17 protein-coding genes are annotated in these 18,343 nt (G+C 51.1%); 16 read left to right on the forward strand and 1 reads right to left on the reverse strand.

Going from position 1 to position 18,343, the window contains the following annotated elements; genetic code table 11:
- Nucleotides 1–3: 3 nt before the first annotated feature.
- The 16 genes from rsmH (at nucleotide 4) to lpxC (ending at nucleotide 17,883) form a co-directional block, all read left to right on the forward strand.
- Entirely contained in the window at nucleotides 4–942 is a 939-nt protein-coding gene (gene rsmH, locus MPL1_RS05440; RefSeq protein WP_009726123.1) for a 16S rRNA (cytosine(1402)-N(4))-methyltransferase RsmH, read from the forward strand.
- On the forward strand, nucleotides 939–1,235 hold the full coding sequence (gene ftsL / locus MPL1_RS05445; protein WP_009726124.1) for a cell division protein FtsL: 297 nt from the start codon (nucleotides 939–941) through the stop codon (nucleotides 1,233–1,235). The genes rsmH and ftsL overlap by 4 nt, the downstream gene beginning before the upstream one ends.
- The gene (locus MPL1_RS05450; protein WP_009726125.1) at nucleotides 1,232–2,941 is read left to right on the forward strand and encodes a peptidoglycan D,D-transpeptidase FtsI family protein; all 1,710 of its coding nucleotides are present in this window, start codon (nucleotides 1,232–1,234) and stop codon (nucleotides 2,939–2,941) included. The genes ftsL and MPL1_RS05450 overlap by 4 nt, the downstream gene beginning before the upstream one ends.
- On the forward strand, nucleotides 2,938–4,443 hold the full coding sequence (locus MPL1_RS05455; protein ID WP_009726126.1) for a UDP-N-acetylmuramoyl-L-alanyl-D-glutamate--2,6-diaminopimelate ligase: 1,506 nt from the start codon (nucleotides 2,938–2,940) through the stop codon (nucleotides 4,441–4,443). The genes MPL1_RS05450 and MPL1_RS05455 overlap by 4 nt, the downstream gene beginning before the upstream one ends.
- Complete coding sequence (locus MPL1_RS05460; protein WP_009726127.1) at nucleotides 4,440–5,795, forward strand: UDP-N-acetylmuramoyl-tripeptide--D-alanyl-D-alanine ligase; 1,356 nt, start codon at nucleotides 4,440–4,442, stop codon at nucleotides 5,793–5,795. Before MPL1_RS05455 ends, MPL1_RS05460 begins: the two co-directional genes overlap by 4 nt.
- The gene (mraY, locus tag MPL1_RS05465) at nucleotides 5,795–6,877 is read left to right on the forward strand and encodes a phospho-N-acetylmuramoyl-pentapeptide-transferase (RefSeq protein ID WP_009726128.1); all 1,083 of its coding nucleotides are present in this window, start codon (nucleotides 5,795–5,797) and stop codon (nucleotides 6,875–6,877) included. Before MPL1_RS05460 ends, mraY begins: the two co-directional genes overlap by 1 nt.
- Nucleotides 6,874–8,226, forward strand: coding sequence for a UDP-N-acetylmuramoyl-L-alanine--D-glutamate ligase (gene murD / locus MPL1_RS05470; protein WP_009726129.1), 1,353 nt, complete (start codon nucleotides 6,874–6,876; stop codon nucleotides 8,224–8,226). The genes mraY and murD overlap by 4 nt, the downstream gene beginning before the upstream one ends.
- Complete coding sequence (gene ftsW, locus MPL1_RS05475; RefSeq protein WP_009726130.1) at nucleotides 8,226–9,365, forward strand: putative lipid II flippase FtsW; 1,140 nt, start codon at nucleotides 8,226–8,228, stop codon at nucleotides 9,363–9,365. Before murD ends, ftsW begins: the two co-directional genes overlap by 1 nt.
- The gene (gene murG / locus MPL1_RS05480) at nucleotides 9,362–10,441 is read left to right on the forward strand and encodes an undecaprenyldiphospho-muramoylpentapeptide beta-N-acetylglucosaminyltransferase (protein ID WP_009726131.1); all 1,080 of its coding nucleotides are present in this window, start codon (nucleotides 9,362–9,364) and stop codon (nucleotides 10,439–10,441) included. Before ftsW ends, murG begins: the two co-directional genes overlap by 4 nt.
- Complete coding sequence (gene murC, locus MPL1_RS05485; RefSeq protein ID WP_009726132.1) at nucleotides 10,434–11,852, forward strand: UDP-N-acetylmuramate--L-alanine ligase; 1,419 nt, start codon at nucleotides 10,434–10,436, stop codon at nucleotides 11,850–11,852. The genes murG and murC overlap by 8 nt, the downstream gene beginning before the upstream one ends.
- Nucleotides 11,849–12,742, forward strand: a complete 894-nt coding sequence (murB, locus tag MPL1_RS05490; protein WP_009726133.1) for a UDP-N-acetylmuramate dehydrogenase — start codon at nucleotides 11,849–11,851, stop codon at nucleotides 12,740–12,742. Before murC ends, murB begins: the two co-directional genes overlap by 4 nt.
- On the forward strand, nucleotides 12,739–13,671 hold the full coding sequence (locus MPL1_RS05495; RefSeq protein ID WP_009726134.1) for a D-alanine--D-alanine ligase: 933 nt from the start codon (nucleotides 12,739–12,741) through the stop codon (nucleotides 13,669–13,671). The genes murB and MPL1_RS05495 overlap by 4 nt, the downstream gene beginning before the upstream one ends.
- The gene (locus MPL1_RS05500; RefSeq protein WP_009726135.1) at nucleotides 13,671–14,441 is read left to right on the forward strand and encodes a cell division protein FtsQ/DivIB; all 771 of its coding nucleotides are present in this window, start codon (nucleotides 13,671–13,673) and stop codon (nucleotides 14,439–14,441) included. The genes MPL1_RS05495 and MPL1_RS05500 overlap by 1 nt, the downstream gene beginning before the upstream one ends.
- Nucleotides 14,441–15,691, forward strand: a complete 1,251-nt coding sequence (gene ftsA / locus MPL1_RS05505) for a cell division protein FtsA (protein ID WP_009726136.1) — start codon at nucleotides 14,441–14,443, stop codon at nucleotides 15,689–15,691. Before MPL1_RS05500 ends, ftsA begins: the two co-directional genes overlap by 1 nt.
- A gap of 34 nt (nucleotides 15,692–15,725) precedes the next feature.
- The gene (gene ftsZ, locus MPL1_RS05510) at nucleotides 15,726–16,883 is read left to right on the forward strand and encodes a cell division protein FtsZ (protein WP_009726137.1); all 1,158 of its coding nucleotides are present in this window, start codon (nucleotides 15,726–15,728) and stop codon (nucleotides 16,881–16,883) included.
- An 82-nt stretch (nucleotides 16,884–16,965) separates the two neighbouring features.
- Nucleotides 16,966–17,883, forward strand: coding sequence for a UDP-3-O-acyl-N-acetylglucosamine deacetylase (gene lpxC, locus MPL1_RS05515; RefSeq protein ID WP_009726138.1), 918 nt, complete (start codon nucleotides 16,966–16,968; stop codon nucleotides 17,881–17,883).
- 3 nt (nucleotides 17,884–17,886) lie between these two features.
- Here lpxC and MPL1_RS05520 read toward each other — a convergent pair whose 3' ends face one another.
- Nucleotides 17,887–18,330 carry a DUF721 domain-containing protein gene (locus MPL1_RS05520; protein ID WP_009726139.1) on the reverse strand — a complete coding sequence of 148 codons (444 nt, stop codon included), beginning with the start codon at nucleotides 18,328–18,330 and terminating at the stop codon, nucleotides 17,887–17,889.
- Nucleotides 18,331–18,343 lie beyond the last annotated feature (13 nt).

Genomic DNA, 18,343 nt, shown 5'->3' on the forward strand with positions numbered 1-18,343 from the left:
CAGATGACAGCAAGTCACCCGGAACATTTACCTGTCTTGCTTGCCGAGACAGTCGAAGCACTGGCTATTCAGCCGGACGGCTTCTACGTCGATGCGACATTCGGTCGGGGCGGACATAGCCGTGCCATTCTCAATCAACTTTCTGCTGAGGGTCGGTTACTTGGTCTGGATCGTGATCCAGAAGCCATTGCCGCAGGTCAGCTGCTGGCAAAAGAAGATGCCAGATTTTCAATTGAGCACTGTGCATTTTCTGCACTGTCTGACGTGATTTTCAGCCGTCTCTGGCAAGGCAAGGTTGCAGGGATTCTGATGGATATCGGCGTTTCATCGCCGCAACTGGATAATGCAGAGCGAGGATTCAGCTTTGCCAAAGACGGACCACTGGACATGCGAATGAACCCGGAAGCGGGCATCAGTGCATCCGAGTGGTTAGCCGTTGCTGAAGCATCTGAAATTGCCGGTGTGCTGAAAACCTATGGCGAAGAGCGTTTCAGCAAGCGCATTGCAAATGCGATTGTTGAGAGCCGAGCGCAGCAAGCCATCACCACGACAAGTCAGTTAGCCGCAATTGTCGACAAGGCCAGCCCGTTTCGAGAAAAGCACAAGCACCCGGCCACCCGCACTTTTCAAGCCATCCGTATTTTTATCAATAGTGAACTGGAAGAGTTGACCAGTGCGCTGAGCCAGGCGGTAGATGTTTTGTCAGTTGGTGGCCGTTTGGCGGTGATCAGTTTTCACTCTCTGGAAGATCGGATCGTCAAGCGATTTTTCCGCGACGAAGCACGAGGCGATGATTTGCCCGCACATTTTCCGGTCACCGCTGATCAGCTGAATCCTCGATTGAGAATTGTCGGCAAGGCTATCAAAGCAAGTGAAGCTGAACTGGCAGTCAATGTTAGAGCCAGAAGTGCTGTGCTGCGGGTTGCGGAGAAGCTCGCATGAATGGCTTGATGGATACATTGGCGAGAGTGCGGATTGATCTTGGTCTGTTGTTGATGGTGTTGGCTGTGCTGGCTTCAGCGGTGACAGTAATTTACTCCAAACACGTCGGGCGTAGTGAATTTATCGCCATGCAGCAATTGGAAAACAGACGGGACCTTCTCAATGAAGAGTGGGGCCGATTACTGCTTGAGCAAAGCACCTGGACCACACCTGCCAGAGTGGAGCAACAGGCTCGTGAACGTTTGCAAATGATGGCACCGGCAACTCGTAATACCGTGGTGATTACACCATGAGTCGTCAGCAGAACAAATCCATGCAAACAGGCGCTTGGCGGCTTAACCTGGTTCGTTCAGGTTTTATTTTGATTGCCATTGGTCTTGGCTGGCGCTTGATTGATCTTCAAGTGCTCAATCCAGATTTCTTGAGATACCAGGGCGATGCCAGACATTTGCGACAAGTGCCTGTGGTGGCTCACAGAGGCATGTTGCTGGATCGTCATGGTGAGCCTTTGGCGATCAGCACGCCGGTGCATTCAGTATGGTTGAACCCGCAAGTGGTGGCCGAGGATGAACCACGCTTGAATGAGCTGGCTAATGTACTTGCAGTCAGTGTCGACAATCTGCGCAGCCGAATCGCCAGTAATGCCAGAAGAGAGTTTGTTTATGTACGCAGGCACATCACACCAGAGCTGTCAGAGCAGGTCCGGGCGCTGAACATTCGTGGCGTGGCGCTTCAACGTGAGTACAAGCGTTATTATCCAACTGGAGAAGTTACCGCTCACTTACTCGGATTCACCAATATCGACGACGTTGGTCAGGAAGGGCTCGAGTTGAGCTATGACGCATTATTGACCGGGGTGCCAGGATTACGTCGCATGGTGCGTGACAGCCGTGGCAATTTTGTTGGTGGCGGCGAGTTGATTCGACCTGCTAAAGCCGGTGAAAACATTCAACTGAGTATTGACCTGCGTCTGCAATATCTCACCTACCATGCTTTGAAATCAGCGGTCGAACGACATAACGCCAGTTCCGGCAGTGCTGTGATCATTGATGTGCGCAATGGTGAGGTACTCGCCATGGTGAATCAGCCTTCGTTTAATCCCAATAATCGTGCCGGGCTGAGTTCTGCGGATTTTCGTAACCGAGCAGTGATCGATTTGTTTGAGCCAGGCTCAACAGTCAAACCATTCACAGTGGTCAGCGGCCTGAGATCAGGTTTGTTTGATGAGAAGTCGATTATCAACACCCACCCAGGTGTATTCAGGGTCAGCGGTCATAACATTCGTGATTTTCGTGATTACGGCATGATCGATCTGGCGACTCTGTTACAGAAATCCAGCAACATTGCTGCCAGTAAAATTGCACTTGAGGTAGAGCCGCGCCAGCTCTGGCAGGACTTTGCCAACTTTGGTTTCGCACAGGAGAGCGGTGCATATTTTCCCGGTGAGGCAATGGGCAGCTTGCCTGATCCTAGTGTCTGGAGAACACTGGACAGAGCCACACTGGCTTATGGCTACGGCATGGCTACGTCAACGTTACAGTTGGCTCGTGCTTACACCGTGCTTGGCAATGATGGCATTTTGATGCCAGTCAGCTTTGTCAAAACCTCAGGTAAAGTGCGTGGCAAGCGCGTGTTTTCAAGTGATCTGATGCGTCAGGTCAGATCCATGATGAAATTGTCCTCGCAGCCCGGTGGCACGGCTACTCGTGCGGCAGTGAGCAATTACACCGTTGCATCAAAAACGGGTACAGCCAGAAAGGCTGCAGCGGGTGGTGGTTATCATGAAGATCGTTATCAATCCTTGTTTGCAGGCATTATTCCGGCAGACAACCCACGTCTTGCCATGGCGATCATGATCGATGATCCAAAAGGTGGTGACTATTACGGTGGCCTGGTAGCTGCACCGGTGTTTTCAGAAGTGATGACTGGCGCAATGCGACTGTTGAATATCGCGCCTGATGATTTGCCTGATCATCATCTGAAGGTGGCTCAGCAATGAACAAGTCACTATCCACACTATTTGAGGGCCTTGTTACTGTAAGTGAAGACTTGCACATTGCAAACATCACTCTAGACAGCCGAAAAGTAGTGTCGGGCAGTTTGTTTTTCGCGTTGGCAAAGCAAGCTGAACAGCGCCAGGCACATTTGCAGCAAGCGCTGCAACAAGGTGCTGTAGCCGTGGCTTTTTCCAGTGAGCAAGTGCTTACAAGCACGGAAAAAGCCCTTGTCGACGAATACGCCGTCGAAGCAATAGCTGTGGCCGGTCTGGAACATCAAGTGTCAGAAATTGCGGCGCGATTTTATGACCGGCCTTCTGCATCCCTGAAAGTGATTGCTGTCACCGGTACCAATGGCAAGACTTCTGTGACTCACTATATCGCTGAGGCACTGGAAAAGCTGAATTTTCCGTGCGCTTTGATCGGTACGCTTGGTCATGGGCGTTTGCCGACATTGAGGGATAACGGCATGACGACACCCGATCCAATCAGTGTTCAGGCTATCCTGGCTGAGTGTGTCGCTGCAGGTGTTGACTACGTGGCGCTTGAAGCATCCTCACATGCGCTGGATCAGGGTCGATTGAATGCCGTTGAAATCGATATTGCTGTATTCACCAACCTGACCCGAGATCATCTGGATTATCACCTCAATATGCAGGCTTATGCTGAGAGCAAAATGCGCCTGTTCAAAATGCCTTCTGTGCAAACAGCGATTGTCAATCTTGATGACGAGATGGGCCGGCGTATCCAGTCTGAGTGCCAACCACATATGCGAGTCCTGGGTTATTCAATTCAGCAACAGGCTGATGCAGTATTGCAGGCTAAACAGGTCATACCCAAACACGATGGTATCGAGTTTGAACTGGTGAGCGAACAACATCAGACCTCCATCCAGACTGCACTATTGGGTGCCTTTAACGTTGCCAATTTGCTGGCCACTGCGGCAGTGCTCAAGGCGCTTGAGATTTCACCGGATCAAATCAGCAAAGTACTGAGTGACTGTCATTCGGTCACCGGCAGAATGCAGGCAACCACCGGTTTAGCTGCCCCGACTGTGGTAATTGATTATGCGCATACGCCTGATGCACTCAAACAGGTGCTGACCGCCCTGCGCTGGCATGCGATTGACCAGGCGGATTTATGGTGTGTATTTGGTTGTGGCGGTGATCGCGATCGGGGTAAACGCCCAGAGATGGGGATGATTGCAGAGCAACAGGCGGATCATCTTGTGATTACTGATGACAATCCGCGCTATGAAGCCAGCCAACAGATTATTGATGACATTTTAAGTGGATGCCGTGATCCACAGCAGATTCATGTGCAAGCCGATCGCGGCAAGGCCATTCAATTTGCCGTTCAGCGTGCAGCGCAAAAAGACATTGTGCTGATTGCTGGCAAAGGGCATGAAACCACTCAGGAAATTGCCGGTGTGAAATATCCTTTTAACGACATGCAAATCGTTTCACAGATTTTGCAAAGCCCAAACAGGGAGTGCTTGTTGTGAGCTTGCCTTTGACACTGCATCAAATTGCTGAGCTTCTAGGCTGCGAACTGCCTGCAGAGAATGCCAATGTTGGCGCTGTGGTAATTGATAGTCGAAAAGTGACGGATACAGCGCTTTTTGTGGCGCTTCCAGGCCAGCATGTGGATGGACATGATTATGTGACAGCGGCAAGACAAGCGGGTGCCTGTGCTGCATTGGTGAGCCGGAAAGTCGAAGATGAACTGCCGCAATTAGTCGTCGATGATGTGGTCGAAGCCTTTGCGAGCATCGCACATTTTTGGCGGCAGCAGTCACAAGCCAAAGTCGTGGCCATTACGGGCAGCAACGGCAAAACCACTTTAAAAGAAATGACTGCGTCGATATTGCGCGAAGTAGGCAGCGTGCTGTCTACAGATGGCAACCTGAATAACGAACTCGGTGTGCCCTTAACGCTGTGTCGACTGCAAAACCATCATCAATATGCCGTTATTGAAATGGGTGCCAATCATCCCGGTGAAATCAGTCGTCTGGTACAAATTGCGGTACCGGATATTGCCATCATCAATAACGTCTCAGCGGCACATATTGAAGGTTTTGGTTCAGAGCTGGGCGTGGCAAAAGCCAAAGGTGAGATTTATGCAGGATTGCCGCTGACAGGCAAAGCCGTGATCAATGCTGATATGCCTTATGTTGGCTTGTGGCGTGAGTTGTTGGCCGGTAAAAGCAGTGTCAGCTTTGCACTCGAGGCAGAGGCAGACATCAAGGCGCTTGATCTCAATATCAGCGCTACCAGCAGCCATTTTATGGTGATGCTGGATGGCGTTTGTCATTTTGTTAATTTGCCCTTGCCCGGTATCCACAATGTTGCCAATGCACTTGCGGCAATTGCTCTGACCAGCAGTCTGGGTGTCGCAGCCGAGGCAATCATTAAAGGTTTAAGCAATATCAAGGCAGTGCCGCATCGTTTGCAGTTGAGACAGGCAAGCCCAGAAGGCTTGCTGATAGACGATACCTACAACGCCAATCCCGGTTCATTCAGCCGTGCTGTCGAGGTACTTAAATCATTTCCGGGATCACACTGGCTGGTCCTTGGTGATTTTGGCGAACTGGGTCCACAAGCGCTGCAAATACACAGACAACTGGGAGAGCAGGCGAAACAGGCGGGAGTTCATCGCTTGTTTACCGTCGGCAATATGAGTATCGAAGCGGCACAAGCCTTTGGTGAAGGCGCTGAACATTTCACAGAGAAAACAGAGTTACAACTGCATCTGCAATCCAATTTGCACGCTGAGGTTGTTTGCCTGATCAAGGGATCACGATTCATGAAGCTGGATCAGCTGGCGGATGCCATCGCTGTAGAGGGGAGCAACTGATGCTATTAATGCTGAGCGAATATTTGAGCCAGTACTACAGTGGCTTTTCCGTGTTTCAGTATCTGACATTGAGAGCGATTCTGGGGGTCATGACAGCCTTGGGTATTGCCTTGCTGGTGGGCCCGACCATGATCCGTCACCTCAGTTTCAGACAAATCGGGCAGGTGGTTCGCAACGATGGTCCTGAATCACATTTCAGCAAGAGCGGCACACCCACGATGGGTGGCTCATTAATTCTGGTGGCGATAGCTGTCAGTACTTTGCTGTGGGCCGATTTGGCCAATCGTTATGTCTGGGTGGCACTGCTGGTGACGCTGTCGTTTGGTTTGATTGGTTTTGTTGACGATTACATCAAGCTGGTCAAGCAGGATCCCAAAGGACTGTTAAGTCGCTACAAATATTTTTGGCAATCAGTCGTCGGTGTTCTGGCAGCTATTTTGTTGTATTACACAGCGGTTGTGCCTGCCGAAACCGAACTGATCGTGCCCTTTTTCAAAGACATCGTGATTCCACTCGGTGCGTGGTACATGCTGCTGGCCTATTTTGTCATTGTAGGAAGCAGTAATGCGGTCAACCTGACGGATGGACTTGATGGCCTGGCGATTATGCCAACAGTCATGGTGGCTGCTGCGCTGGCAATCTTTGCCTATGCCGCAGGTCACTTTGAGTTCGCCAGATATCTGCAAATTCCACATATTCCCGGTGCTGGTGAATTGACAGTTTTCTGTGCAGCGATGGTTGGCGCAGGTCTGGGCTTTCTCTGGTTCAACACCTATCCGGCACAAGTGTTCATGGGCGATGTCGGCGCGCTGGCTTTAGGCGCTGCACTTGGCTGTGTTGCAGTGATGGTGAGACAAGAACTGGTGTTGTTGATCATGGGCGGCGTGTTTGTCATTGAGACCCTGTCAGTCATGATTCAGGTGGCCTCATACAAACTGCGCGGCAAACGGGTGTTTCTGATGGCGCCTATTCATCATCACTACGAGCTTAAAGGTTGGCCGGAACCCAGAATTATTGTCCGATTCTGGATCATCACGGTGTTTTTGGTTCTGGTTGGACTGGCGACGCTGAAAATACGATGAAAATACAAAACAAAGCCGCACATATCGAAAACTGCCTGATCGTAGGATTGGGAAAAACCGGTTTGTCGTGTGCACGCTTTTTATTGGCGCAAGGGATGGATGTGGTGGTCATGGATACACGTGACAATCCGCCGTGCCTGCCAGAACTGCAGCAAAGCTGGCCACAGGTGGTGGTGAGAACTGGACAACTGGATCAAGACTGGTTGCTCAGAGCTGACAAAGTGCTGTTAAGCCCCGGTGTCGATCCAAGATTGCCAGAAATTGTTGCCGCCAAAGAAGCGGGCGTTGATGTCATTGGTGATATTGAGCTGTTTGCACGACACGTCAATGCACCGGTGATTGCTGTGACGGGTTCCAATGGCAAAAGCACGGTTACAACCCTGATCAGTGAAATGGCATCACTGTCAGGTAAAAATGTCGTGACTGGGGGAAATCTCGGCACACCGGCACTAGACCTGCTGAGCGATACGCCTCCAGATTTCTACATCCTCGAACTCTCCAGTTTTCAGCTCGAAACGGTCAGCTCATTGAACGCGTTTGCGTCAGTGGTGTTGAACCTCAGTGCAGATCATCTGGATCGGTACGATTCGATTCACGACTACCAGCAGGCCAAGGCACGAATTTACAACGGTGATGGTGTCATGGTGATCAATCGAGATGACCCGATAGTTCAGCAGATGATGCAGCCAGATCGAAATGTCATAGGCTTCAGTTTGCAGCAAACAGCGGGCGTAGATTTTGGCCTGATTGAGCAGGATGAAACACTGTGGCTGGCAGAAGGGCAAACACCGCTGATGCCGGTGAATGAGCTCGGAATTGCTGGCAGACACAATATTGCCAACGCATTGGCAGCACTGGCACTGGGTTCTGCCATGGCCTTGCCGATTGATGCAATGTTGCAGTGTTTGAAATCTTTCAAAGGATTAGCACATCGATGCCGACTGGTACGCATCCGGAACGATGTTCGCTGGTTCAACGATTCCAAAGCCACCAATGTCGGCGCTTGTATTGCAGCGATTGAGGGATTGGCTGAAGACGGCAATGTGGTGCTCATTGCCGGTGGCATGGCAAAGGATCAGGATTTCAGCCCATTAACTGAAGTGTTCAGTCAAAGCCTGAGGGCTTTGGTGTTGTTCGGCGTCGATGCAGCCAAAATTGCCGCGGTGACGCCTGCATCAGTTGCCATTCACTATGCAGCCAATATGCAGGATGCAGTGGAAAAAGCTGCGAGTGTGGCTCACCAGGGTGATGTTGTATTGCTATCGCCCGCATGTGCCAGCTTTGACATGTTCAAAGGCTATGAAGACCGGGGAACGCAATTTGAACAAGCGGTGCGGGAGCTGGCGTAATGAGCGAGTCGACAGTGCAGTTTGATCGAAAAATTCTAACGGCAACCCTGAGTTTGCTGGGCCTTGGCCTTGTGATGGTGGCATCAGCATCGGTCACTATCGCCGACAGCAGCACCGGTCAGCCACTGTACTTCTTCATCCGTCAGTTGGTGTTTGCAGTCATTGGCATCATGGCAGCCTGGGTCGTCATCTCCACCCGTTTGTCTGTCTGGCAGCGAATGGCGCCTCAGTTATTGATGGGCGGTGTGTTTTTACTGGTATTGATCCTGATTCCAGGTGTTGGGCGTGAAGTCAATGGCAGTGCTCGATGGTTGCCGCTGGGTCCAGTGAATGTGCAGGTTGCTGAACTGATTAAATTGTTTGCAGTGCTCTACATTGCAGATTTTCTACAGCGTCATCATGGTCAGCTCCATAACTCGTTTCTCAAAGTCATGGCACCGTTGATGTTGCTGGGCGTCGCAGCACTGTTACTACTGATGCAGCCTGATATGGGTTCAATCGTTGTGATCATGGCCACGGTGTTGGCGATGCTGTTTTTGGGCGGTGCAAGGCTGGATGTGTTTGGAGCCTTGATCAGTGTCTTTGCAGGCTTGTTCGCATTATTGGTGTGGATAGCACCCTACCGTTTACAACGTTTGCAAAGCTTTATGGATCCATGGGCAGATCCATTTGGCAGTGGTTTTCAGTTAACTCAGGCGCTGATTGCTTTTGGTCGGGGTGATTGGTTTGGTGTGGGTCTCGGCAGCAGTATGCAGAAATTGTTTTATCTACCTGAGGCACATACCGACTTTCTTTACTCGATTGTCGCTGAGGAACTTGGACTGCTGGGTGCCTCTGCCGTGTTGATTCTGTTTTGCATATTGATCTGGCGTGCATTGGCGATTGGCCGGGCAGCAGAGCTGAGCGGTCAAATATTTGGTGCACAAGTGGCCTATGGCATTGGTATCTGGCTCGGTATTCAGGCCTGCGTCAACATCGGCGTCAACATGGGCGCGCTGCCGACTAAAGGTCTGACGCTGCCTTTGATGAGTTATGGCGGCAGTAGTCTGGTCATTGCCTGCGTGGCAATTGCTTTGCTGTTGAGGGTCGATATGGAAACCCGTCAACCAGAAAAAGCCGCAGCGAGGGTACGACGATGACCCAGCGGATTCTTATCATGGCAGGCGGAACCGGTGGGCATGTTTTCCCAGCGCTTGCTGTGGCACAACAGTTTAGACAAATGAATATCGATGTGGATTGGATGGGTACCAGCCGCGGTATTGAGGCCAGACTGGTGCCGGCGGCAGGATATCCATTGCATGAAATCAGTGTCCGGGGACTGCGTGGTAATGGTGTGCTGGGCTGGTTATTGGCGCCATGGCGCGTGATCAAAGCAGTACTTGAAGCCAGATCTGTACTGCGCAAGATAAGCCCAGATGCGGTAATCGGACTGGGTGGCTTTGCTTCTGGCCCCGGCGGTCTGGCAGCAAAACTATCAGGCATTCCGCTGCTGATCCATGAACAAAATGCTATTCCAGGACTGACTAATCGCTTGCTGGCACGCTTGGCCAACATCGTAATGGAAGGCTTTCCCAACAGTTTCTCAGCCAAAGTTCGTGCTGAGTGGGTGGGAAATCCTGTCCGGGCTGAGATAGAACAGATTGCCGCACCAGAGCAGCGCTTTGCCAACCGAGATGGAGCGATGCGTTTGCTGATACTGGGCGGCAGTCTTGGTGCCCGCTCGCTGAACACGGTATTGCCGGAAGCGTTGTCTAAATTAGATGCCAATACCCATGTAGAAGTCAGACATCAATGCGGCGAAAAACACCTGGAAGATTGCCAGCAGGCATACACACAAGCAGGTGTCAGTGCCAGAGTCAGTGCATTTATAGATGACATGGCAGAAGCCTATGCCTGGGCAGATCTGGTGATTTGTCGGTCCGGCGCACTGACGGTCGCCGAAGTGGCTGCGGCGGGCCTTGGCGCGATACTGGTACCGTATCCATACGCTGTTGACGATCATCAAACTCATAACGCGGCAATGCTGGTCGAAGCCGGCGCTGCAAGATTAATTGCTGATAATCAGCTTGATGCGGACAAAGTAGCCGAACTGTTAAAACACTATGCCGAAAACAGGCAGTCATTGATCGATATGGCAATAGCCGCGCGCACTGTCGCCAAAACCGGAAGCGCCCAGATGATCGCCAACCGTTGTCTGGAGGTCACCAATGGCTAAGCTGACCTCTGCAATGCAAAGTCGTGTCAGACATGTCCATTTCATCGGGATTGGTGGTGTCGGTATGGGCGGGATCGCTGAGGTTTTGCTTAACCTTGGCTATCAGGTCACTGGAAGTGACATCGCCGAAAACAGCCTGATCAAGCATTTGCGAACATTGGGCGCGACCGTCTGGATTGGTCATTCGCCCGATTATCTCGCTGGTGCCGATGTCGTGGTAGTGACCACCGCCGTGTCCGAGGATAACGTTGAACTGCATGCAGCTCGGGAGCAGCGTATCCCGGTTGTTCCGCGTGCTGAAATGTTAGCCGAACTGATGCGCTTCAGCTATGGAATCGCTGTTGCAGGCACCCACGGTAAAACAACAACAACCAGTCTGATCGCGGCATTACTCAGTGAAGGTGAGCTGGATCCTACTTTTGTGATCGGCGGAAGATTGAACAGTGCTGGCAGTAATGCCCGGCTGGGAACCGGACGTTATCTGGTGGCAGAAGCCGACGAGAGTGATGCTTCATTCCTGTATCTGCAGCCCATGATCGCAGTGGTCACCAATGTAGATGATGATCACATGGCGACCTACGATGGCGACTTTGACAAGCTCAAAGCGACATTTATCGAGTTTCTTCACCACCTGCCATTTTATGGCTTGGCGGTGATGTGTATTGACGACCCGGTGGTCAATGAATTGTTGTCAGAAGTCACTCGCCCTGTGATGACCTATGGCTCGAGCGAGGATGCTGATTTCCGCCTCAGCGACTTGACTCAAAATCAAGGTCAAAGTCAGTTCATCATTCACGAAAAACTGACCGGACTGCAGTATCCGGTCACATTGAACATGCCGGGTATGCACAACGCGTTAAATGCTGCAGCGGCAATGTTGGTAGCCAGAAATCTGGGTGTTTCCATTGAGGCCTGTCAGCAGGCGCTGCTCAAGTTTGCTGGCATCGGTCGTCGCTTTAATGTGCTGGGTGATAAGCAACTGCCCCAAGGCAGCGTACTACTGGTGGACGACTACGGACATCACCCGACAGAGATCGCAGCCACACTGGCGGCAGCTCGGGCTGGCTGGTCGGAACGTCGATTAGTGGTGGTATTTCAACCGCATCGATATACCCGAACAAGGGATTTGTTTGAAGACTTCGCTCAGGTGCTGTCGAATGCAGATGTCCTGGTGATGCTCGAAGTTTATTCTGCTGGTGAGCACCGTATTGCCGGCGCTGATGCTCGCAGTCTGTGTCGAGCCATTCGACTGCGTGGTCAGGTTGAGCCGGTCTTTGTAGAAACCAGAGAGGCCCTTTATGAATTGCTGCCGACCTTGCTGGCAGACAATGATCTGCTGCTGACATTGGGTGCAGGTGATATCGGAGCGGTGGCGAGAGAGCTTGATGAACAATTGGGAGGCCAGCAATGAGTTGTGCATTGCATCATGACCTTCGTGGTGAATTAAAACTCAATGAGCCATTGGCAAAACACACCTCTTGGCGAGTAGGTGGTATTGCCCAGCGTTTTTATCAACCTGCAGATGCTGAAGATCTGGCTACGTTTTTATCTCAACTGCCTGAAAACGAAGCACTGATGTGGTTAGGACTGGGCAGTAATCTGCTGGTCAGAGATGGCGGTTTTGCCGGAACGGTAATCGCTAGCGCTGGCACCTTGCAAGCAATTGAAATCGAGGGCAATCAAGTCAGCGCGGAAGTGGGTGTTTACTGTGGCAAGCTGGCCAAGCAGGCCGCCAAAGCGGGTCTGGCGGGTGGTGCTTTTCTGGCTGGCATTCCCGGAACCCTTGGTGGTGCACTGGCTATGAATGCCGGAGCACATGGTTCTGAGACCTGGGATTTTGTGTATGAACTCACCACCGTGGATCGCTCAGGCACTCTACGACAGCGCCCGAAAACAGATTTCAAGGTCAGCTATCGCCATGTGCAAGCACCTGAAGGCGAGTGGTTTGTCGCTGCAAAACTGCTTTTCACTCAAGGTGACAGCCAACAAGAGCAAGCGTTAATTCGGGATTTGCTGAAAAAACGCAATGCCAGCCAGCCGACCAATCAGCCGTGTGCGGGTTCTGTGTTTCGCAATCCACCGGGTGATTATGCCGGACGTTTGATAGAGGTCAGTGGCCTCAAAGGACTCAGAGTTGGTGGTGCCAGTGTTTCAGAAAAACACGCGAATTTTATTGTGAGTGATGTGAATGCTAGTGCCGAAGACATTGAAACCCTGATTCATTTGGTACAGCAAAAAGTGGAAATGCAGCACGGAGTAAAACTGGTGCCTGAAGTGCATATTGTGGGGGAGCGCGCATGATGCAGCAGGATGTTACAAGGTTTGGCCGAGTCGCCGTTTTGATGGGGGGACGCTCTGCAGAGCGTGAAATCTCCCTGCGCAGCGGACAAGCCGTATTGCATGCGCTTAGAGAACAAGCCGTTGACGCCCATGGTGTTGATGTTGCTGCTGATATTGCCCAGCAATTGTTGACCGGCCGTTTTGATCGGGCATTTATTGTTTTACATGGTCGTGGTGGTGAGGATGGTGAGATTCAGGGCTTGTTGCGAAGCCTTGGTATCCCCTTTACCGGCAGTGACATCAGTGCTGCTGTGCTCTCGATGAACAAGCGACTCAGCAAGTACGTTTGGCTGCAACAAGGCTTGCCCACACCGAATTTTGAACGAATCGTTGCGGATACAGATCCAGAGCAACTCGTTGAAAAACTGGGTCTGCCGTTAGTGATCAAGCCTGTCAATGAAGGTTCCAGTATTGGCATGAGCAAGGTCAACAATGTTGCTGATTTACAGGATGCTATTGCTGAAGCAGCTCGTTTTGATGCTGATCTCATCGCCGAGCAATGGGTTGATGGCGCCGAGTACACCGTTTCGATACTTGCAAATGAAGCCTTACCGGTGATCCGGCTGCAAACACCACGAGAGTTTTATGATTTTGAGGCCAAGTATCAGGCCAATACTACAGAATACCTTTGTCCCTGTGGCCTTGATGCACAGGCTGAAGTCGAGTGTAAGCGTCTGGCGCTGCAGGCGTTCTCTGCCCTGGGTATGGAAGGCTGGGGACGTGTGGACGTGATGAGACACCATAACGGACAGTTTTATTTGCTCGAGGCAAATAGCGTTCCCGGCATGACCGATCACAGTTTGGTGCCAATGGCGGCAAAAGCTGCAGGACTCGATTTTGGCGCCTTGTGTCTGAGCATTCTGCAAACCACCTTAGAGGGGGATGGCTGATGGCAGCACGTCGTCCAGTGGGCGCCAGCAGAAATCAGCCTCGTGAGAAGGGGCGTGAACTGCATTACATGCGTGATGCCGCCGCCGTGTTTGTGTTGCTGGCGTTTGTTGTCTTGATTGTTTACCTGCAACGGGAAGAAACATTACCGATTCTGCATGTCACGGTGGAAGGCGAAATGCGTCAAACCGACCGTAATGATCTGATTCAAGCCGTCATGCCTTTTGTTTCTGGCAGCTTTTTGAACGTCAATGTCGCTGGAATTCGGGCGGCTGGAGAGGCATTGCCATGGGTATATCAGGTCAGGGTGCGTCGTGTCTGGCCAGACACCCTGCACTTAATTGTTGAAGAACAAAGAGCCATTGCGCTGTGGAACGACGATGGTTTGGTCAATATTCGCGGTGAGGTGTTTTTTCCAAATCCGGATACCTTTCCGCAAGGACTGGTGCAGCTGCATGGGCCAGAAGGCACTAACGTCATGGTCGCAAGACGGCTGGTGGAGATTCAGCAACAGGTTTCAATGCTGGGGCTGCGGATCAGTGCCTTGAGTGTCGATGCAAGACGCTCATGGGAAGTGACTTTTACAGATGATATGAAGTTGTTGTTGGGACGGGCTAATGGACAGGCAAGATTGGAACGCTTTGTCAAGGTATTTGCCAACGAACTTGGTCGCTATCAAGCCGATATCGAAGTGGTTGATATGCGCTATACCAATGGTCTGGCAGTGGTCTGGCGCAGCGGTCAACAACCTGATTTTAACGGGACAGTATGATGTCAAAACGCAGTGAAAGAGAATTGATTGTAGGCCTGGATATTGGCACATCCAAGGTGGTAGCCATTGTGGCGGCACCGGTGATTGATGCTGGTCCCAACGAAGCGGCACTGGAAATTATCGGTATCGGTTCGCATCCCGCCAGAGGGATGAAAAAAGGGGTGGTGGTCAATATCGAGTCTACTGTGCAGTCGATTCAGCGAGCAGTCGAAGAAGCTGAGCTGATGGCAGGCTGCCAAATCTACTCAGTGTTTGCCGGAATTGCCGGCAGCCATATCAGAAGCTTGAACTCACATGGCACTGTGGCGATTCGTGATAAGGAAGTCACCCAAGGCGATGTGGACAGGGTGCTGGATGCTGCCAGAGCCGTGCATTTTCCTGGCGATCAGCAGTTACTGCATGTGTTGCCACAGGAATACATCATCGATAACCAGGAAGGTATTCGCGAGCCGATTGGCATGTCAGGTGTTCGACTTGAAGCCAAGGTTCATCTGATTACTGGTGCCGTGAGTGCTGCGCAGAATATCGTCAAATGTATTGAGCGTTGTGGTCTTGCGGTTGACGGCATCATTCTGGAACAAATGGCGTCCAGTTATTCAGTGCTTGAGCAAGATGAGAAAGAACTGGGTGTCTGCCTGGTCGACATCGGAGGCGGTACAACGGATATCGCCGTATTTGTCGATGGCGCGATTAGGCATACGGCAGTCATTCCGATTGCTGGCGATCAGGTGACCAACGATATTGCCGTGGCATTGCGAACACCTACTCAGCATGCAGAAGAAATCAAGATCAAATACGCATGTGCGCTGACGCAACTGGCACGTGAGGACGAAACAATCGAAGTCCCAAGTGTCGGCGAAAGAGCGCCGCGTCAACTGGCCAGACAGACACTGGCCGAAGTAGTGGAACCACGTTATGAAGAGCTGTTGATGCTGGTACAGGCGGAATTGCGGCGCAGTGGTTATGAAGAAATGTTGGCTGCCGGTGTAGTACTCACCGGCGGCAGCGCAAAGATGGAAGGCGTAATCGAGTTGGCGGAAGAGGTGTTTCACCTGCCGGTTCGTCTTGGGGTACCACAACATGTCGGTGGACTGGTGGATGTAGTGAAAAATCCGATTCATGCAACAGGGGTAGGTTTGCTGTTGTTTGGAAACGAACAGCATTTTTCCGGGCATCAGGAAGCTCGGGTAAATGATGGATTTAAAGGAATGCTTGCCAGAATGAAGAGTTGGTTCCAGGGCAATTTCTAGCAAGCTGTTTTTTGAAAATTGGGGGAGAAATGTTATGACTTTTGAATTAATTGACACATACACGGCAAATGCAGTGATCAAAGTGATCGGTGTCGGCGGTGGTGGCGGCAATGCACTTGAGCACATGGTGGCAAATCAGATTGAAGGTGTGGACTTCATCTGCGCCAATACCGATGCTCAGGCATTGCGTAAAAGCTCGGCAACCACGCATTTGCAATTAGGTACCGATATCACAAAAGGCCTGGGTGCAGGCGCGAATCCGGATGTTGGCCGTCAGGCTGCCCTGGAAGACCGCGAGCGCATCATGGAAGTTATTAGTGGTGCGGATATGGTGTTTATCACAGCTGGTATGGGTGGCGGCACTGGAACAGGTGCAGCGCCAGTGGTTGCCCAGGTTGCTAAGGAGATGGGTATTTTGACGGTTGCAGTTGTGACCAAGCCATTTCCGTTTGAAGGCGGCAAGCGGATGAAAATTGCGGGCGCTGGCATTGAAGAACTGGGTCAGCATGTTGATTCACTGATTACCATTCCTAATGAAAAACTGCTTAAAGTACTCGGCAAGGAAATGAGTTTGCTGAATGCGTTCAAATCAGCCAACGACGTATTGTTGGGCGCTGTTCAGGGTATTGCTGAACTTATTACTCGTGAAGGCATGATCAATGTGGACTTTGCTGATGTTCGCACGGTAATGTCAGAAATGGGCATGGCAATGATGGGCACCGGTCGTGCTTCGGGCGAACAACGCGCCGTAGAAGCTGCACGACTGGCAGTGTCCAGTCCGCTGTTGGAAGACGTTGATTTGGCCGGTGCCAGAGGTGTTTTGGTCAACATCACTGCAGGCCTGGATATGAGCATCGGCGAGTTTGAAGATGTTGGTAACACCATTAAGGAATTTGCTTCAGAAGACGCTACAGTGGTTGTCGGTACTGTGATTGATCCTGAAATGACAGATGAACTGCGTGTTACTGTGGTGGCAACCGGTCTGGGTGCAAATAAGGTAATGGCTGCGAAACCAGTACCTGTTGCCAGTGCGCCGCAGATTGAAATTGTCAAAAAGCCGGTAGAAATTGACTATGATGAACCAACAGTTATTCGCAAGGAAAAAGTCAGCCAGCAGAAACAAGTGGCCAATGGCGATGTCAATATGGATTATCTGGACATTCCGGCTTTTCTCAGACGTCAGGCTGATTAAAATTTGTAGAAGCAGGGCTGGTTGGGCAATATAAGTACATGGTACTATTATTCGATCTGTAACGTAGAAGGGGGATTACACCGTGATCAAGCAACGAACATTAAAAAACATGATTCGTGCGACCGGTGTCGGTTTGCATAGCGGCGAAATGGTCTATCTGACTTTGCGTCCGGCCGCCCCCAATACGGGAATTATCTTCCGCAGGGTTGACCTGGACCCGGTGGTAGAGATTGAGGCCAAGGCAGAAAATGTCGGTGAAACTGCGCTGTCGACAACACTGATCCAGAATGGACAGAAAGTATCGACAGTTGAGCACTTGCTGTCAGCCTTTGCCGGTCTTGGGATTGATAACGCTTATATCGAGCTCAACGCGCCTGAGGTGCCCATCATGGATGGCAGTGCCGGACCGTTTGTATTCCTGGTGCAATCGGCGGGTATTGAAGAGCAGGCAGCAGCCAAGAAGTTCATTCGTATCAAAAAGCCAATCATGCTTGAAGACGGTGACAAATGGGCTCGATTTGAGCCGTTTGAGGGGTTCAAAGTTTCGTTCACCATTGACTTCGAACATCCGGCTTTTACTGGAAGACCGCAACAGGTTGAAGTTGATTTTTCCTCGACCTCATTTGTTCGCGAAGTCAGTCGTGCCCGGACCTTTGGCTTTATGAAAGATATCGAGAAGTTGCGTGAGATGAACCTAGCCCTGGGCGGCAGCATGGATAATGCTATCGTTGTCGACGATTTCCGAGTACTTAACGAAGATGGCCTGCGCTACGAAGACGAGTTTGTACGACACAAGGTGTTGGATGCGATTGGCGATCTCTATCTGTTAGGACACAGTCTGATCGGTGCTTTCAGCGGTCACAAGTCTGGCCATGAAGTGAATAACAAGCTGTTGCGTAAGTTACTGGCGCAGGAGGATGCATGGGAGTTGGTGAGCTTTGAGGAAGACAAGGATGCCCCCATCCTTTTCAGTCGTCCTGCGGCCTCTCTCAGCAATTAATCACTAATCTTGACGACAGCGCTTGGCCAACTGGTTAAGCGCTGTTTTTAATGCACCATCCTCAATTCCAGACGCTGTTTGTTCAATACTCTTGGCGCTGTTTTTCGATAATTCCAGCTGGTTGCGGCCCGTGATACGGCTGGTTTTAACGAATGGCCTGACTTTTAGTTCAAGTTGCTGTACATTCAAGCCTGTTTGTTCGCTGAGTGCCTTGCAGATCTGTGCTGACTGGAAGCGCAACATACTGGCATAACTTGACTGGTCACAAAGTATGACCACCGTGGTTTCATTCAAGTTGGCCAGTTGGCAGTGTTCGCTGAATCTTGATGGCAGGATATTGTGCAGAATATGATTCAGCTGGCTCAATTGTCGGCTACGCTGGCTCAGTGCTGCCAAGCGATTGTTATTAACAAAGATTCGGCTGAGAGGTTCGGGTGATTTGCTCATGGCTCATTAATAA

The sequence above is a fragment of the Methylophaga lonarensis MPL genome (assembly GCF_000349205.1).
In the GTDB taxonomy this organism is placed as follows: Bacteria; Pseudomonadota; Gammaproteobacteria; order Nitrosococcales; family Methylophagaceae; genus Methylophaga; species Methylophaga lonarensis.

Excerpts from the sequence above, each read along its gene's own strand:
- MPL1_RS05500 (WP_009726135.1), top strand. The coding sequence starts at position 13,671 with ATGGCAGCACGTCGTCCAGTGGGCGCCAGCAGAAATCAGCCTCGTGAG.
- ftsW (WP_009726130.1), top strand. The coding sequence starts at position 8,226 with ATGAGCGAGTCGACAGTGCAGTTTGATCGAAAAATTCTAACGGCAACC.
- MPL1_RS05450 (WP_009726125.1), top strand. The coding sequence starts at position 1,232 with ATGAGTCGTCAGCAGAACAAATCCATGCAAACAGGCGCTTGGCGGCTT.
- murG (WP_009726131.1), top strand. The coding sequence starts at position 9,362 with ATGACCCAGCGGATTCTTATCATGGCAGGCGGAACCGGTGGGCATGTT.
- MPL1_RS05495 (WP_009726134.1), top strand. The coding sequence starts at position 12,739 with ATGATGCAGCAGGATGTTACAAGGTTTGGCCGAGTCGCCGTTTTGATG.
- MPL1_RS05520 (WP_009726139.1), bottom strand. The coding sequence starts at position 18,330 with ATGAGCAAATCACCCGAACCTCTCAGCCGAATCTTTGTTAATAACAAT.
- MPL1_RS05455 (WP_009726126.1), top strand. The coding sequence starts at position 2,938 with ATGAACAAGTCACTATCCACACTATTTGAGGGCCTTGTTACTGTAAGT.
- murD (WP_009726129.1), top strand. The coding sequence starts at position 6,874 with ATGAAAATACAAAACAAAGCCGCACATATCGAAAACTGCCTGATCGTA.
- rsmH (WP_009726123.1), top strand. The coding sequence starts at position 4 with ATGACAGCAAGTCACCCGGAACATTTACCTGTCTTGCTTGCCGAGACA.
- ftsA (WP_009726136.1), top strand. The coding sequence starts at position 14,441 with ATGTCAAAACGCAGTGAAAGAGAATTGATTGTAGGCCTGGATATTGGC.
- ftsZ (WP_009726137.1), top strand. The coding sequence starts at position 15,726 with ATGACTTTTGAATTAATTGACACATACACGGCAAATGCAGTGATCAAA.
- murB (WP_009726133.1), top strand. The coding sequence starts at position 11,849 with ATGAGTTGTGCATTGCATCATGACCTTCGTGGTGAATTAAAACTCAAT.
- mraY (WP_009726128.1), top strand. The coding sequence starts at position 5,795 with ATGCTATTAATGCTGAGCGAATATTTGAGCCAGTACTACAGTGGCTTT.
- ftsL (WP_009726124.1), top strand. The coding sequence starts at position 939 with ATGAATGGCTTGATGGATACATTGGCGAGAGTGCGGATTGATCTTGGT.
- murC (WP_009726132.1), top strand. The coding sequence starts at position 10,434 with ATGGCTAAGCTGACCTCTGCAATGCAAAGTCGTGTCAGACATGTCCAT.